The sequence below is a fragment of the Streptomyces sp. XD-27 genome (assembly GCF_030553055.1).
In the GTDB taxonomy this organism is placed as follows: Bacteria; Actinomycetota; Actinomycetes; order Streptomycetales; family Streptomycetaceae; genus Streptomyces.
In genome coordinates this window covers 2257447-2272985 of the sequence record NZ_CP130713.1, presented here as the reverse complement: position 1 = coordinate 2272985, position 15539 = coordinate 2257447, and the positions used below count along the sequence as shown (strand labels likewise).

Genomic DNA, 15539 nt, shown 5'->3' with positions numbered 1-15539 from the left:
TCACCAGTCCGAAGAGCGAACGAGCAGGTGGACCAGCCATGCCCCCCATCCCCAAAGCAGAACTCCATCTCCATATAGAGGGCACCCTGGAGCCCGGGCTGGCGTTCGCTCTCGCCGAGCGCAACGGTGTCGCGCTGCCGTACGCCACCGAGGACGACCTGCGCGCCGCCTACTCCTTCTCCGACCTCCAGTCCTTTCTGGACCTCTACTACGCGCTGATGGCGGTCCTGCGGACCGAGGACGACTTCGCCGAGCTCGCCGACGCCTACCTGGCCCGCGCCCAGCGGCAGGGCGTCCGGCACGCCGAGATCTTCTTCGACCCGCAGGCGCACACCTCGCGGGGCGTGCCGATCGGCACCGTCATCGGCGGGCTGACGCGGGCGCTGGACGCGGCCGAGGGGACGTACGGCATCACCACCCGCCTGATCATGTGCTTCCTGCGGGACGAGAGCGCGGAGTCGGCTCTGGAGACCTTCGAGGCCGCCCGCCCCTACCTGGACCGGATCGCGGCGGTCGGACTGGACTCGGCGGAGGTGGGACACCCGCCGTCGAAGTTCCGCGAGGTGTACCGGCTCGCGCGGGAGGCGGGGCTCAAGTGCGTGGCGCATGCGGGCGAGGAGGGGCCGCCCGCGTATGTATGGGAGGCGCTGGACGTCCTCGGCGTGGACCGGATCGACCACGGCGTGCGCTGCCTGGAGGACGAGGCGCTGGTGGCCCGGCTGGTCGCCGACCAGGTGCCGCTGACGGTGTGCCCGCTGTCGAACGTCCGGCTGCGCGTGTACGACCGGCTGGCGGACCACCCGCTGCCCGCGATGCTGGACGCCGGCCTGCTGGTGACGGTCAACTCCGATGACCCGGCTTATTTCGGCGGCTACGTCGACGACAACTTCACCGCCGTACGGGACGCCCTCGGCCTGGACGAGCAGGCACTGCGCACCCTGGCGCGCAACTCCTTCCGCGCGGCCTTCCTGGATGAGGAGACCCGTGCCGCGTATGTGAAGGAAGTCGACGCCCACGGCGGGTGAGCGGCGCCGCTTGACTTGAACTTCGCTTCAAGTTCTACGTTCGCCCCATGGACTACTCACACAGTGACGACGAACTGATCAAGCAGCCCATCGGGTACTGGAGCTGGGCTGCGCACAAGGCGGTGGTCACCCGGACCCGGGCCGCCCTGGCCGAGCTGGGGACCACCCAACCGCAGTGGTGGGTGCTGGGCCAGGTCGCGCTGGGCGAGGACGGCAAGGCCCGCGCCGAGGTGACGGAGATCCTCAAGGGCTACCTGGGCGTGGGGGAGGCCATCGGGCCGGAGATCGACGCGACGATCGCGCGGGGCTGGCTCACCGAGGACGGGGAGGGCCGGCTGCGGTTCACGGCGGAGGGGAAGGCGTTCCACGCCAAGGGCGCCGCCCTGCAACGGGAGCTGTGGGCCGAGCGGCACGCGGGTGTCTCGGACGAGGAGTACCTGACGACTCTGAAGGTGCTCCAGCGCTTCATCCACAACACGGGCGGGCAGGCCTGGCATCACTGAGTCGCTGACTCCTCCACCCGCTCCAGCCGCACCGCGCACACCTTGAACTCCGGCATCCGCGAGGTCGGGTCGAGGGCCGGGTTCGTGAGCGTGTTGGCCCGGCCCTCGCCCGCCCAGTGGAACGGCATGAAGACCGTGTCGGGCCGGATGTCGCCGCTGATCCGGGCCGGGGCGACGGCCCGGCCGCGCCGCGAGACCACCGCCACCGGATCTCCCTCGGACGCCCCCAACTGCGTTGCGAGGAGCGGGTGAAGCTGCACGAACGGCCCGGGAGCGGCCGCGTTCAGCTCGGCCACCCGCCGGGTCTGCGCACCGGACTGATACTGCGCCAGCACCCGGCCGGTCGTCAGCAGGACGGGGTACTCGGCGTCCGGCTCCTCGGCGGCGGGGCGGTGGCTGACGGCCACGAAGCGCGCGCGGCCGTCGTCGGTGGCGAACCGCTCGAGGAACAGCCGCGGCGTACCGGGGTGCGGGGCGCCTTCGGCGCGGGCGTCGGGGGAGGGCGAGGCGGCGTCGGCGCCGGACGCGGTGTTCGTGCGGACCCCGCCTGCCCGGGCCCCCGCCCCGACCGGCGGCGGACCGTCCGGCACCGGCGCGCCCGCAGACCCGGCGGTCCCGGACCCGGCGGTCCCGGACCCGGCGGTCCCGGAGACGCCCGCCGGGGCTGCCCTGCCCGGTGCCGCCCCGGGCGACGCCGCGGCTCCTCCGGGCGCCTCAGGCGCCCCCGGGCACGGCCAGAAGACGCCGTCCTCCTCCGCGATCCTGCGGTACGTGATCCCCGAGTAGTCCGCGGGGCCGCCCGCCGACGCGTGGCGGAGTTCCTCGAACACCTCCTCCGGGTCCGTGGGGAACCCCTTCTCCAGGCCCTCCGCCAGACGGGCCGCCAGCCCGTGCAGGACCTCAAGGTCCGTACGGACGCCCGGCGGCGGGGTCAGGGCGGCGCGGCGCAGGAGGACCCGGCCCTCCAGGTTCGTCGTCGTGCCGGTCTCCTCCGCCCACTGCGCCACCGGCAGCACGACGTCCGCCAGCGCCGCGGTCTCCGACAGCACCACGTCCGCCACCGCCAGGAAGTCCAGCGCGCGCAGGCGGCCCTCCACGTGAGCCGCGCGCGGGGCCGAGACCACCGGGTTGGAGCCCATGAGCAGCAGCGCCCGGACGCCGCCGTCCTCCGCCGCGCCGCCGAGCGCGTCCAGCAGTTCGTACGCGCTGCGGCCCGGCCCCGGAAGCGCGTCGGGGTCGACTCCCCACACCGCCGCGACATGGGCGCGCGCCGCCGGGTCGGTCAGCTTGCGGTAGCCGGGCAACTGGTCGGCCTTCTGCCCGTGCTCGCGGCCGCCCTGGCCGTTGCCCTGGCCCGTCAGGCAGCCGTAGCCGGACAGCGGGCGGCCCGCGCGGCCGGTCGCCAGACACAGGTTGATCCACGCGCCCACCGTGTCCGTCCCCTTGGACTGCTGCTCGGGGCCCCGCGCCGTGAGCACCATCGACGATTCCGCATCGCAGAACATTGCTACCGCTGCGCGGAGTTCAGGAAGCGGCACGCCGGTGATCCGCTCGACCAGTTCCGGCCAGTGCGCCATGGCCGCCGCCCGCGCCTGCGGCCACCCGCTCGTCCGCTCCGCCACGAACTCCTCGTCCACCCGGCCCTCCGCGACCACCAGGTGCAGCAGTCCGAGCGCCAGCGCCAGATCCGTGCCCGGGCGCGGCGCCAGATGCAGGTCCGCCTGCTCGGCGGTGCGGGTGCGGCGCGGGTCGATCACGATCAGCTTCCCGCCGTTCTCCTTCAGCTCCGTGAGATAGCGCAGCGCGGGCGGCATCGTCTCGGCCAGGTTCGAGCCGACCAGGATCAGGCAGCCGGTACGGGCCACGTCCGCCAGCGGGAACGGCAGGCCGCGGTCCAGGCCGAACGCCCGCTGGTGCGCGGCGGCCGCCGATGACATGCAGAACCGCCCGTTGTAGTCGATCTGCGAGGTGCCCAGCGCCACCCGCGCGAACTTCCCCAGCGCGTACGCCTTCTCATTGGTCAGCCCGCCGCCGCCGAAGACCCCGACCGCGTCCGCGCCGCACTCCGCGCGGGTACGGGCCAGGCCCTCCGCGACGGCGTCGAGCGCCTCCTCCCAGGTGGCCGGTTCGAGCTGCCCTGTGGCGGGGCGACGGACCAGGGGCTCGGTCAGGCGCACCCGGGAGGAGAGCACGGCGGGCGCGGTACGCCCCTTGCCGCACAGGGCGCCGCGGTTCACGGGGAACGCGGTGCGTTCCAGCACCTCCAACAGCTCCCCGTCCCGGGATCCGGCGGCCGGGCGCAGCGACATCCCGCACTGGAGCGAGCAGTACGGGCAGTGGGTGTCCGTGGCGGCGGTGTCACTCATGCCCGAGAGCGTGCTACGCGCGTGTTACGGGCCGAGCCTCCGCGCGTTACGCCTCTGGCAACCGTGGCTCAGCGCGCCCCCGCCCGCGCCGTGAAGCCGGTGAAACCACCCTTCACGGCGCCGCAACGGCAGGGCAACACGCCGCTGCCAGCCTCGGTTCATGACGGCGTCGAGCATCCCCGGCCCCGCCGGTCCCGCCGGATCCGGCCCCTTCGACAGTACGGCGCAGCTCATGGACCGCATCACCGCACAGCTCACCTCCCAGCTCAGCCGGGTCACCCCGCGGGGCAGGCCCCGCCCCTCCCCTGCAGCGCCTCGCGCCCGGGAGGCACCCCCGGCCCTCGTCGCCGTCGCGCACGGCAGCCGCGACCCCGCCGCACTGCGCACCGTGACCGCCCTGCTGGCACGGGTCCGGGCGCTGCGCCCCGGACTCCCCGTCCACCTCGGGCACATCGAGCTGAACGCGCCGCTGCTCGGCGACACCCTCGCCGGGCTGACCGGCGAAGCCGTCCTCGTACCGCTGTTGCTGGCCCCCGGCTACCACGTCAAGCACGACATACCCGCCGCAGCGGCCGCCGCCCCCCATCTGCGGCTCCGTATCGCCGCGCCGCTCGGCCCGCACCCGCTGCTGGCCGACGCCCTGTACGAGCGGCTCGCCGAGGCCGGCTGGGACGGTGCCGCGCGGGCCGGAGCCGGGGTCGTGCTGGCCGCCGCCGGCTCCCGCGACCCCGACTCCGCCGCCGGGACCGCCCGTACCGCCGCGCTGCTCAGCACCCGCCTCGGCGGGGTGCCCGTCCTGCCCGGCTACGCCTCTGCCACCGGGCCCGGCGCGCCGTCCGTCGCCGAGGCGGTGCGTGCGCTGGCCGACCAGGGCCGCAGGCGGATCGCCGTGGCCCGGTGCTTCACGGCCCCCGGCCTCTTCGCGGGGCGCTGCGCGGCGGCCGCCCCGGGCCCGGTGTCCGCCCCGCTCGGCGACCATCCGGCCTTGGCGCGGCTGATACTCCACCGCTACGAGCAGGCCCTCGGTTCCGCTCCGGTGCCACACGCGAGTTCCACTCCGGTGTCATACCCGGCGGTTACCGTCGGTGTATGAACGGGACACCACCGACCGCACCCGAACCCGCAGGACGAGCCACCCCAGAGCCGGCCACGACTGGTCAATCCCCGGCAGGACCCGGGCCCTCCGCCACGGAACCCGGCCCCTCCGCGCCGCCCTTCCCCGTCGACCCCGAGGTCCCGCCCGCCCCCGGGGCGGCCGCCCTCCCCGGCTACCACGCCTCCGACGTCGAGCGGTGGGCCCCGGAGCCCGACAAGCGGCCCGGCCGCACCGCCTTCCAGCGCGACCGCGCGCGCGTGCTGCACTCCGCCGCCCTGCGCCGACTGGCCGGCAAGACCCAGGTCGTCACCCCCGGGACCAGCTCCCACTCCTGGGACGCCTCGCCCCGCACACGCCTGACCCACTCCCTCGAATGCGCCCAGGTGGGCCGGGAGCTGGGCGACGCGCTCGGCTGCGACCCCGACCTGGTGGAGGTGGCCTGCCTCGCCCACGACCTGGGCCACCCGCCCTTCGGGCACAACGGCGAAGTGGCGCTCAACGAGGTCGCCGCGCCGTGCGGCGGCTTCGAGGGCAACGCCCAGTCGCTGCGGCTGCTGGCCCGCCTGGAGCCGAAACGGTTCGTCACCGACCCCGAGTCCGGCGAGCAGGTCAGCGTCGGCGTCAACCTCACCCGCGCCGCCCTCGACGCCGCCACCAAGTACCCCTGGCCGCGCGGCGCCCACCCCACCGACCCCGCGTCCCCGAAGTTCGGGGTCTACGAGGACGACCTGCCGGTCTTCGCCTGGTTCCGGCAGGGCGCCCCCGGCCACCGCACCTGTTTCGAGGCCCAGATCATGGACTGGTCCGACGACGTCGCGTACTCGGTGCACGACGTCGAGGACGGGCTGCACGCCGGACACCTGGACCCCGCCTGCCTGCTGGCCGAACCCGAGCGGCGCGAGGTGTTCGCCGTCGCGGCCGAGCGGTACGCCGCCGGCGCCGCCCCCGACGAACTCGCCGAGGCACTGGACCGGCTCCTCGACCAGGAGTGGTGGCCGCACGGCTACGACGGCACCGCCGTGGCCCAGGCCCGGCTCAAGGACGCCACCAGCCAGCTCATCGGCCGGTTCTGCCTCGCCGCCGAGGGCGCCACCCGCGCCGCCTACGGGTCCGGCCGGCTCACCCGCTACCGCGCCGAACTGGTCGTACCCCGCGCCACCCGCCTGGAGTGCGCCGTCCTCAAGGCCGTCGCCGACCGGTACGTGATGCAGCGCGAGGACCAGGAACTGCTCCGCGCCGACCAGCGCGTCGTCATCGCCGAACTGGGCGAGGCGCTGACCGCCCGCGCTCCCGACGGACTCGACCCGCAGTTCCGCACGCTGTTCGCCAAGGCCGCCGACGACACGGCGCGGCTGCGGGTGGTCGTCGACCAGATCGCCGCCCTCACGGACGCCTCGGCGCGCTCCCTGCACGCCCGCCTCACACGGCCGCGATGACCTGTGCCACCAGGCTCTGCCCCGGCGGGCCCGAATGTGCCCCAGGCAGGCTTGAAAACCAGCCGGTCCGGCGGGACGCTCGCCTATGGCGCACGTGACCAGCGGGAAGCCGGACGCAGAATCCTGCGCGGCGGCGAGGAGGAGTCAAGTGGTCGACGCACACCAGACGTTCGTCATCGTCGGAGGGGGGCTCGCCGGGGCGAAGGCCGCGGAGACCCTCCGCGCGGAGGGGTTCACCGGCCGGGTGATCCTCATCTGCGACGAGCGCGACCACCCCTATGAACGGCCGCCGCTGTCCAAGGGCTTCCTGACCGGCAACGACGACCGCGACAGCGTCTTCGTCCACGAACCCGCCTGGTACGCGCAGGCCGACATCGAGCTGCACCTCGGCCAGCCCGCCGTGCGCCTCGACCGCGCCGCCAAAGCCGTCACCCTCGGCGACGGCACCCGCGTCCCCTACGACCGGCTGCTGCTGGCCACCGGCGCCGAGCCGCGCCGCCTGGACATCCCCGGCACCGACCTGGCCGGCGTCCACCACCTGCGCCGGCTCGCGCACGCCGAGCGGCTGCGCGGCGTCCTCGCGTCGCTCGGCCGCGACAACGGCCAGCTCGTGATCGCCGGGGCCGGCTGGATCGGTCTGGAGGTCGCCGCCGCGGCCCGCGGATACGGCGCCGAGGTCACCATCGTGGAGCCCGAGCCCACCCCGCTGTACCGGGTCCTGGGCCCCGAGCTCGGCACCCTCTTCGCCGACCTGCACCGCGAGCACGGCGTCCGCTTCCACTTCGGCGCCCGGCTCACCGAGATCATCGGGCAGGACGGCATGGTGCTCGCCGCCCGCACCTCCGACGGCGAGGAGCACCCCGCCCACGACGTCCTCGCCGCGATCGGGGCCGCACCGCGCACCGCGCTCGCCGAGGCCGCCGGGCTGGCCGTCGTGGACCGCGCCGGTTCGCAGGGCGGCGGGATCGCCGTCGACACCGCGCTGCGCACCTCCGACCCCGACATCTTCGCGGCCGGGGACGTCGCCGCCGCCGTCCATCCGCTCTTCGGCACCCGGCTCCGCGTCGAGCACTGGGCCAACGCCCTCAACGGCGGCCCCGCGGCCGCCCGCGCCATGCTCGGCCAGGAGGTCTCCTACGACCGGGTGCCGTACTTCTTCTCCGACCAGTACGACGTCGGCATGGAGTACTCCGGCTACGCCCCGCCCGGCACCTACGACCAGGTCGTATGCCGCGGGGACGTGGGAAAGCGGCAGTTCGTCGCCTTCTGGCTGAGCGAGGGCCGGCTGCTGGCGGCCATGAACGTCAACGTCTGGGACGTGGTCGAGCCCCTCCAGCGGCTCATCCGCGCAGGCCGCCGGCTCGACCCCGACGCCCTGGCCGATCCGGCGGTGCCGCTGGCCTCGCTGATCGCGGAATGAGTGTCACAGACCCCCATCGCTGTCACAGGCTCCCATCGGTGTCACAGGCCCACCGTAGAATTCACGCGTGGCAGGCAGGATCAACGATGACGACGTGCGGGCGGTCCGGGACGCGGTCCCGATCGACGCCGTCGTGTCCGAGTACCTCCAGCTCCGCAACGCCGGCGGCGGCAACCTGAAGGGCCTGTGCCCCTTCCACGACGAGAAGTCCCCGTCCTTCCAGGTCAGCCCCGGCAAGGGGCTGTTCTACTGCTTCGGCTGCCAGGAGGGCGGGGACACGGTCGACTTCGTCATGAAGATCGACCACCTCTCCTTCACCGAGACCATCGAGCGGCTCGCCGCGCAGGCGGGCATCACGCTCCGGTACGAGCAGGGCGGCGCCGGACCCAGCGGCCGGCAGCAGGGCGAGCGCACCCGGTTCGTCGAGGCCCACAAGGCCGCCGCCCAGTTCTACGCCGAGCAGCTCGCCGGGGCCGAGGCCGAGATCGGCCGGGTCTTCCTCGCCCAGCGCGGCTTCGACCAGGCCGCCGCCGAGCACTTCGGCGTCGGCTACAGCCCGGCGGGCTGGGACCACCTCGTCCGCTTCCTGCGCGGCCGCGGCTTCACCGACAAGGAGCTGATCGTCTCCGGCCTCGCCCAGGAAGGCCGCCGCGGCCCCATCGACCGCTTCCGCGGCCGCCTGATGTGGCCCATCCGCGACATCTCCGGCGAGGTCGTCGGCTTCGGCGCCCGCAAGCTCCGCGACGACGACAACGGCCCGAAGTACCTCAACACCCCCGAGACCCCTCTCTACAAGAAGTCCCACGTCCTGTACGGGATCGACCTCGCCAAGAAGGACATCGCCAAGACCAGCCGGGCCGTCGTCGTCGAGGGCTACACGGACGTCATGGCCTGCCACCTGGCCGGCGTCACCACCGCCATCGCCACCTGCGGCACCGCCTTCGGCGGCGACCACGTCAAGATCCTGCGCCGGCTGCTGATGGACAACTCCCGGGCGCGGGTGATCTTCACCTTCGACGGCGACGCGGCCGGCCAGCGCGCCGCGCTGCGCGCCTTCGAGGACGACCAGAAGTTCGCGGCACACACCTCCATCGCCGTCAGTCCGGGCGGCATGGACCCGTGTGAGCTCCGTCTCGCCCACGGGGACGACGCGGTGCAGAAGCTCGTCGAGACGAGCACGCCGCTGTTCGAGTTCGCCATCCGCTCGGTGGTCGCCAGCCACGACGTCGCCTCGCCCGAGGGGCAGGCCGCGGCCCTGGAGGAGACCGCGCCGATCGTGGCGCAGATCAAGGACTCGTCCATCCGCCACGGGTACGCGGTGACGCTCGCCGGCATGCTCGGCATCCTCGACACGCAGTTCGTCGTCCAGCGCGTCGGCCAGCTCGCCCGCTGGGCCCGCGAGCGCGCCGCCTCCGCGGGCGGCGGCCGCCCGGCCCGTACGCAGCCCCGTCCGTCCGCCCAGGCCGCGCAGCAGCCGGCGGCCCAGGCCGTCCCGCGCGGCCCCGCCCTGAACCTGCGCAGCCCCGCCCACCGCGTCGAGCGCGAACTGCTCAAGCTGGCGCTCCAGCGCCCGGACCTGGTCTCCCCGGCGTTCGACGCGTACGGCGTGGACGAGTTCACCGCCCCGCCGTACGCCGCCGTGCGCCGCGCCATCGAGGACGCGGGCGGCGCCACGTACGCCGACGCCGACTACCTGGCCCGGGTCCGCGACGTCGCCCCCGACGACACCGTCCGCGCTATGGTCACCGAGCTGGCCGTTGAGCCGCCGCACACCCGCCGCGACCCCGACGAGGCGTACGCGGGGGTCCAGCTGGTCGCCGTCCGCCTCGCCGCGGTCAACCAGCGGGTCACCGAGGTGCGCGGCACCCTCCAGCGCCTGGGCCAGCACGCCGACCCCGCGCAACTCGCGGCCGTACAGAACGAACTGTGGGTGCTCCAGCAGTACGGGCAGGCCCTGCGCGAGCGCGGCGCCGCGGCCCTGTGACGAACCGGTGGCGGCCCTGAGGCGGGCCACCCCGTTGATGCCAGGCGCCGGACGGTAGTCGCCCGATCACCCCGCGCTGAGCAAAAAGTGCTCGCACGCCCCTCGTGGCCGGGCTGTGTCGTACCCCACACTGGAGGGCGGTGCCTGAGTCCTCGGAGCGCGGCGGTGCTGGCCAGGTCGGGCCGGATTCCCCCGCCGATCCACTCACCGAGTACGGGACGGATGGCGGCGTGGCCGCCGGAGCCGTACCCGATCGTCCTGCCGCCCCAAGCGCGATCACCCTGGAGGTCGCCCTCGTGCAGACCCAGACCCTGACTCCCGACATCACCGCGGCGGCTCCCGTGGTGCCGCAGCAGAGCCGGGCCCCGCTCCATCCCGAGGCCGCCGCCCCGCCGCAGGCGCCCGCGCCGGAGGCCGAGCTCCCTGAGCCCGCCGCCGTACGGCTGGACACCGGCGGCCCGTCCTCCGATCTGTTCCGGCAGTATCTGCGCGAGATAGGCAGGATCCCGCTGCTGTCGGCGGCGGAGGAGGTGGAACTGGCCCGGCGGGTGGAGGCCGGGCTCTTCGCCGAGGAGAAGCTCGCCGGCACCCCCGACCTCGACACCCGGCTCGCCCTCGACCTCGACAAGCTGGTGGTCCTCGGCCGCATGGCCAAGCGCCGCCTCATCGAGGCGAACCTGCGCCTCGTCGTCTCCGTGGCCAAGCGCTACGTCGGCCGCGGCCTGACCATGCTGGACCTGGTCCAGGAGGGCAATCTCGGCCTGATCCGCGCCGTGGAGAAGTTCGACTACGCCCGGGGCTACAAGTTCTCCACGTACGCCACCTGGTGGATCCGCCAGGCCATGTCCCGCGCCCTGGCCGACCAGGCGCGAACCATCCGCGTCCCGGTGCACGTCGTCGAACTGATCAACCGCGTGATCCGCGTCCAGCGCCGCATGCTCCAGGAACGCGGCTACGAACCCACCTCCGAAGAGGTGGCCGCCCACCTGGACCTGCCCCCGAGCGGGTCTGCGAGGTGCTGCGGCTGGCCCAGGAGCCGGTGTCCCTGCACGCGCCCGTGGGTGAGGAGGAGGACGTCGCGCTCGGCGACCTGATCGAGGACGGCGACGCGGCCTCGCCCGTGGAGTCGGCCGCGTTCCTGCTGCTGCGCGAACACCTGGAGGCGGTGCTCTCCACCCTGGGCGAGCGCGAACGCAAGGTCGTCCAACTCCGCTACGGCCTGGCCGACGGCCGCCCCCGCACGCTGGAGGAGATCGGCCGCATCTTCGGCGTCACGCGCGAGCGGATCCGCCAGATCGAGTCGAAGACGCTCAACAAGCTGCGCGAGCACGCCTTCGCCGATCAGCTGCGTGGCTACCTGGAGTGATCCGATCACGCCGACGGCGTCGCGTCCAGTGGAGGCCCGAGCGATCTGATCGTCCGCCAGGACGACCTCGGCCGGGTCGGACACGCGGCGTTCATGCTCCACGGTCGGCTCAAGAAGGCCGGAGACATCACGCGCGGGGCCGAGGACGAGGGAGCGACGGCGAAGGCGGCCGCCGCGCTGAATACCAGTACACACGTGCCCCGGGGCCGACCGGCTCCCCGACGGCCCCGTCACCCTCGACCGGAAGGGCTAAAAGCCCGGGAAGCCGTCGAAGGCGCCCGGATGGGTCGCCTCCCGGACCGCGATGTACTGCTGCCGCACCGCCTGGCCGACGGCCAGTTCCTCGCCCGGTTCGAAGATCTGGCTGGCGGCGGACGGCCACGGCGGCGGCTCGTGCGGGGACTGGGTGCCCCGGGCGGCGCCCAGCGACCAGGCCGCCTGGCGGGCGGCGCCCAGCGCCGCGTACTCCGCGGGCTGGGGGACGACGATCTGGGCGCCCAGCAGGGCGGGGGCGATCGCGCGGACCGCCGGGAGGCCGGCCGCCGGGCCCAGCAGGAAGACGCGGCGCACCTCCACCCCGCGGCCGCGCAGTACATCCAGCGCGTCCGCGAGCCCGCACAACATGCCTTCGAAGGCGGCACGGGCCAGATGCTCCGGCTTCATGCTCTCGCGGCGCAGCCCGCTCAACGTCCCCGCCGTGTGCGGCAGATGCGGGGTCCGCTCGCCCTCCAGGTAGGGGAGGAGGACCAGACCGTACGAGCCGGGCGTGGACTTCAGCGCCAGCGCGGACAGCTCGTCCAGGTCGCAGCCCAGCATCTCGGCCGTGCCGCGCAGCACGCGGACCGCGTTGAGCGTGTGCACGACGGGCAGGTGCAGGCCGGTCGCGTCCGCGTACGAGGTGATCGTGCCGGTCGGGTCGGTGAGGGCCTCGTGGTGCACCGAGAAGACCGAACCGGAGGCGCCCAGCGACACCACCGCGTCCCCGATGCCGACGCCCAGGCCGAACGCCGCCGCCATGGTCTCGCCCGTGCCCGCCGAGATCAGCAGCCCTTCGGGGGTGCGGCCCGCCGGTTCGGAGGGCCCGATGACCTCGGGCAGCCGCACCTGGTGGCCGAGCGCCAGCTCCACCAGGTCGGCGCGGTACTCGCCGGTCGCCGCCGACCAGTAGCCGCTGGCGGACGCCGCGCCCCGGTCGGTGGTACGCCGCGCGGGGCGGCCCAGCAGCTGCCACACCAGCCAGTCGTGCGGCTGGAGCAGCTCCGCCACCCGGCGCGCCGCCTCCGGCTCGGTGCGGGCCAGCCAGCGCAGCTTCGCCACGGGCAGCCCGCAGTGCGGTACGGAACCGACGGCCTGGGCCCACGCCGTGCGCCCGCCGAACGCGTCGACCAGATCGGCGGCCGCGGCCTGGGCCCGCTTGTCGCTGCCGGTGAGCGCGGGGCGCACCAGCACCCCGCCCGCGTCCAGGGTGAGCAGGCCGTGCTGCTGCGCGGCCACGCCGATGGCCTCGACCCCCTCCAGCAGCCCGCCCTCGGCGGCCTCGCCGAGCGACAGCAGCCACGCCTGCGGGTCCACGTCGCTGCCGGTGGCCGGGTGCGGCGCGTATCCCTGCTTGAGTACGGCACCGGTGTCCGTGTCACAGACGACGATGCGTGTGCTGTCGGCAGAACTGTCCAATCCGGCGACTATCCCCATAGCACCTGATGATGCCTTATCGCGGGCGCGTCGGCGGTCCGGGCGCACCCGCGGGGCTCCGGACGGGACGGGGCGGGAGCGCGCCACGCCGTCCGGCGGCCGCCGCGCCCGGCTCAGGTGTTGCTGGTGCCCCAGTCGTCGTCCTCCATGGCGCGCTCCTCGCGCCGCGACCGCACCCGGTCCGCCACCGGACCGGGCATCCGGTCCCCGACCTTGTCGAACGCCCTGGTGGCGGCCTTGCGCCCGGTGAGGGCGGCTGCCTCGACGGTGTTGCGCACCGCCGGGTTCTGCGCGACCCGCTGCGCGCTCTTGCGTAGCTGCTCGTACCGCTCGCGCCCGGCGCGTGCCCCGAGCACGTACCCGACAGCCACTCCGGTGATGAACGTCAGCCGGTAGCGCATCGCTCTGCCCTTCCCGTAGGGAATCCCGTAGGACCTCGCCTCGTGTGCCGCTGGGACCGTGCCGCCCGTCTACCCGCCGGGCCCGGAGATCACCCGCGGGCGACTCGCCGCTGACCGGTGGGGATACCGATTGGCGGAGCACCCCCCTGCTTGCGCTAATGTATGTGTCGCAGCGAGGGCGCGCCGTCCGGGGACACCGGAGGGTGGCGCAGTCGAGGCACACGGAGCAATCCCCTGTAGCTCAATTGGCAGAGCAGCCGGCTGTTAACCGGCAGGTTACTGGTTCGAGTCCAGTCGGGGGAGCTCGGTCCCCTGTAGCTCAATTGGCAGAGCATTCGGCTGTTAACCGGAGGGTTACTGGTTCGAGTCCAGTCGGGGGAGCAGAAGGAAGAGGACCCCGTCGGGGTCCTTTTTCGTTTCCGAGGGAACCGGATCAGCGGTGATCGAAGTCCTTGAGGGCATGCGTGGTCCACTCGTCGCGCCCCGCTGGGGCAACAGATCGTATGAGCGGCTATGCTGCGGCAGACGGCGCGCACAGATGTGCGCGACGCGCCGATACGGGGCGGTAGCTCAGCCGGTTAGAGCAGCGGACTCATAATCCGTCGGCCGTGGGTTCGAGTCCCACCCGCCCCACTCGGCAGGTCTCTGACCTGCGGAAATGCCTCAATGAGGGTTCGGTTCGAGGGCTTCGGCCCAATGGACTGAATCCGCTGCTCGCGACCTCGGCGCCGGGGCAGTCTGCGGTTGATGGGTCGTGACCTGCGCGGATGCACCGAGGCGCGGTCGGCGAGAGCCACGGCAGGTGCCTGTCTGACGGGCGGGGCAGCGGTATTCGGGACGCTGGCAGGACGCGGGGTACCGAAAAGGTCCGCGGGAGGCCCGAGCGCTCGGTCCTGTGGTGGTGTGGGCGGCGTGCTGGAAGTGTTCGACGTAGCGTATGTCTGGTACTGCGGCGACAGGGCCCGATCAAAACGGCCCGAGCAGGAAACGGCCCTGCGGGGGGCACGGCTCGCAGGGTGTCGCGCCAGTGGCCTCGCCGCGAAAGCTGATCGATGGGATCCGGTAGTGGGCGCGCGGCCCGAGGCGCCCTGGCTGGACGGTCTATGGCTTGTTCCGCCGGCGTCAGCGGCAGGAGCCGCAGCCGGCGGGCTCACGTCTCACGGGTTGTTGCCCGCTTACGCATGTCTGATGGCGCCGGTGAAAGCCGCTGCAACCGGTGGCCAGCAGGCACCGTTACGGGCAGCGCCGGCTGCGCTGGGGTGCGCGCTCTGCTGGTGTGGCGGCTGCGCACGTACAGTTTCGTGGCGAGGGTCATGCTCCGGTTGGCGAAGGGCTTCGCTTGTACTCGTTGCGACGGCCCGCAACTACGTGTGAGGATGATGCGCGCGTTCGGGGGCGGGGGAGCGGTGTGGTGACCGGTGGTCGGTTGACGCTGGCTGAGTGCGTGCGTCGTGAAGCGGTCGCCTCTATGTCGGATGCGGAGAAGGCGACGGCGCTGCGGGGCCTGCGGCTCTATTTCGAGCGGCCCGAGGAGCCCGGTTTCCTGGTCTCCGAGACGGAGATTGGGCGCTTGGTGCCTGTTTTCACGTCGGTCGAGGGCCTCGCTAAGTTCGCGGGTGTCTGCGGCTGGGCGTCGACCACTGCTGAGGACCTGGTGGAGTTGCTGCCAGATGGTGTGCGAGCCCTGGTGGACCCGTATGGCGAGCAGCCGTTTCTGCTGGACACCGACGTGCTGAGTGAGGTGCCAGGGGGTTCCAGCGATGGCGGAGCATAACCGTGCGCCTACTGCTCCCGAGCCGGGCACGATCGATGGATCCGACGGGTATGCGATCGAGATTGCCGATGTGAAGGGGCTGATCGCGCCGCTGGAGGAGTCTGTCGTGGCGGCGAAGGCGATGGTGAAGGACAAGGAGAAACTGACGGCCGACATCCAGCACTGCGGCTCCCCCGAGATCCTGGAATCCGGCAAGGGCTTCCTGTCCTCCTGGGGATACGGCATGGGGCAGCTGTCCCAGCACGCGGACGAGGTCGTGGAGCGGCTGTACCAGGCCGTGGCGGCGTACACGCTGGCGGAACTGCTCCAGATCAAGAATTTCTGGCCGTCCGACGAGAACATCTCCAGGCTGCCCTCCGGCCCTTCGACGCAGTGGGTGGCGGAGCACATCGGCGTACCGGAGATGGAGCCCTACAAGGAGTCGGGTCTGGAGAGGTTCGCGAACAAGTACGTCGACTACGAGGACGAGTCCTGAG

The 15539-nt window shown here is 73.1% G+C and carries 11 protein-coding genes, 3 tRNA genes and 1 pseudogene; 12 read left to right on the top strand and 3 right to left on the bottom strand.

Translation table 11 applies throughout. The features are described from left to right. The first annotated feature begins 38 nt into the window (after positions 1-38). Positions 39-1025 carry an adenosine deaminase gene (locus tag Q3Y56_RS09920; protein WP_304461585.1) on the top strand — a complete coding sequence of 329 codons (987 nt, stop codon included), beginning with the start codon at positions 39-41 and terminating at the stop codon, positions 1023-1025. 47 nt (positions 1026-1072) lie between these two features. Beyond that, entirely contained in the window at positions 1073-1528 is a 456-nt protein-coding gene (locus tag Q3Y56_RS09915; protein ID WP_304461584.1) for a MarR family winged helix-turn-helix transcriptional regulator, read from the top strand. Here the strand turns inward: Q3Y56_RS09915 and Q3Y56_RS09910 are convergent. After that, the gene (locus Q3Y56_RS09910; RefSeq protein WP_304461583.1) at positions 1522-3894 is read right to left on the bottom strand and encodes a molybdopterin oxidoreductase family protein; all 2373 of its coding nucleotides are present in this window, start codon (positions 3892-3894) and stop codon (positions 1522-1524) included. The two genes, Q3Y56_RS09915 and Q3Y56_RS09910, sit on opposite strands and share 7 nt — an antisense overlap. A gap of 160 nt (positions 3895-4054) precedes the next feature. Between Q3Y56_RS09910 and Q3Y56_RS09905 the strand changes: the two genes are divergently transcribed. The 5 genes and pseudogenes from Q3Y56_RS09905 (at position 4055) to Q3Y56_RS09885 (ending at position 11196) form a co-directional block, all read left to right on the top strand. Continuing rightward, a complete protein-coding gene (locus Q3Y56_RS09905) occupies positions 4055-4987 on the top strand; it encodes a sirohydrochlorin chelatase (protein WP_304461582.1) in 933 nt (310 codons plus the stop codon). Further along, positions 4984-6426, top strand: a complete 1443-nt coding sequence (locus tag Q3Y56_RS09900; protein ID WP_304461581.1) for a deoxyguanosinetriphosphate triphosphohydrolase — start codon at positions 4984-4986, stop codon at positions 6424-6426. Before Q3Y56_RS09905 ends, Q3Y56_RS09900 begins: the two co-directional genes overlap by 4 nt. Before the next feature lie 148 nt (positions 6427-6574). After that, positions 6575-7846, top strand: coding sequence for an NAD(P)/FAD-dependent oxidoreductase (locus Q3Y56_RS09895; RefSeq protein ID WP_304461580.1), 1272 nt, complete (start codon positions 6575-6577; stop codon positions 7844-7846). A gap of 67 nt (positions 7847-7913) precedes the next feature. Beyond that, positions 7914-9830, top strand: a complete 1917-nt coding sequence (gene dnaG / locus Q3Y56_RS09890) for a DNA primase (RefSeq protein ID WP_304461579.1) — start codon at positions 7914-7916, stop codon at positions 9828-9830. A gap of 140 nt (positions 9831-9970) precedes the next feature. Next, positions 9971-11196 (top strand): annotated as a pseudogene (locus Q3Y56_RS09885) (RNA polymerase sigma factor). Positions 11197-11445: 249 nt separating this feature from the next. On the opposite strand, the gene Q3Y56_RS09880 reads toward Q3Y56_RS09885, so the two are convergent. Next, positions 11446-12888 (bottom strand): FGGY family carbohydrate kinase, encoded by a 1443-nt coding sequence (locus Q3Y56_RS09880; protein WP_304461578.1) that lies wholly within the window; start codon positions 12886-12888, stop codon positions 11446-11448. A gap of 113 nt (positions 12889-13001) precedes the next feature. Then, positions 13002-13289, bottom strand: coding sequence for a YtxH domain-containing protein (locus Q3Y56_RS09875; protein ID WP_304461577.1), 288 nt, complete (start codon positions 13287-13289; stop codon positions 13002-13004). A 230-nt stretch (positions 13290-13519) separates the two neighbouring features. Between Q3Y56_RS09875 and Q3Y56_RS09870 the strand changes: the two genes are divergently transcribed. The 5 genes from Q3Y56_RS09870 to Q3Y56_RS09850 all read left to right on the top strand — a co-directional run bounded on the left by Q3Y56_RS09870 (position 13520) and on the right by Q3Y56_RS09850 (position 15538). Further along, positions 13520-13592, top strand: a tRNA-Asn gene (locus tag Q3Y56_RS09870). A gap of 5 nt (positions 13593-13597) precedes the next feature. Continuing rightward, positions 13598-13670, top strand: a tRNA-Asn gene (locus Q3Y56_RS09865). Positions 13671-13848: 178 nt separating this feature from the next. Next, positions 13849-13922, top strand: a tRNA-Ile gene (locus Q3Y56_RS09860). 778 nt (positions 13923-14700) lie between these two features. After that, positions 14701-15063, top strand: coding sequence for an SseB family protein (locus tag Q3Y56_RS09855; RefSeq protein WP_304461576.1), 363 nt, complete (start codon positions 14701-14703; stop codon positions 15061-15063). Continuing rightward, complete coding sequence (locus Q3Y56_RS09850) at positions 15050-15538, top strand: hypothetical protein (protein ID WP_304461575.1); 489 nt, start codon at positions 15050-15052, stop codon at positions 15536-15538. The genes Q3Y56_RS09855 and Q3Y56_RS09850 overlap by 14 nt, the downstream gene beginning before the upstream one ends. The last annotated feature ends 1 nt before the right edge of the window (position 15539 follow it).

Excerpts from the sequence above, each read along its gene's own strand:
- Q3Y56_RS09920 (WP_304461585.1), top strand. The coding sequence starts at position 39 with ATGCCCCCCATCCCCAAAGCAGAACTCCATCTCCATATAGAGGGCACC.
- Q3Y56_RS09915 (WP_304461584.1), top strand. The coding sequence starts at position 1,073 with ATGGACTACTCACACAGTGACGACGAACTGATCAAGCAGCCCATCGGG.
- Q3Y56_RS09910 (WP_304461583.1), bottom strand. The coding sequence starts at position 3,894 with ATGAGTGACACCGCCGCCACGGACACCCACTGCCCGTACTGCTCGCTC.
- Q3Y56_RS09905 (WP_304461582.1), top strand. The coding sequence starts at position 4,055 with ATGACGGCGTCGAGCATCCCCGGCCCCGCCGGTCCCGCCGGATCCGGC.
- Q3Y56_RS09900 (WP_304461581.1), top strand. The coding sequence starts at position 4,984 with ATGAACGGGACACCACCGACCGCACCCGAACCCGCAGGACGAGCCACC.
- Q3Y56_RS09880 (WP_304461578.1), bottom strand. The coding sequence starts at position 12,888 with ATGGGGATAGTCGCCGGATTGGACAGTTCTGCCGACAGCACACGCATC.
- Q3Y56_RS09875 (WP_304461577.1), bottom strand. The coding sequence starts at position 13,289 with ATGCGCTACCGGCTGACGTTCATCACCGGAGTGGCTGTCGGGTACGTG.
- Q3Y56_RS09850 (WP_304461575.1), top strand. The coding sequence starts at position 15,050 with ATGGCGGAGCATAACCGTGCGCCTACTGCTCCCGAGCCGGGCACGATC.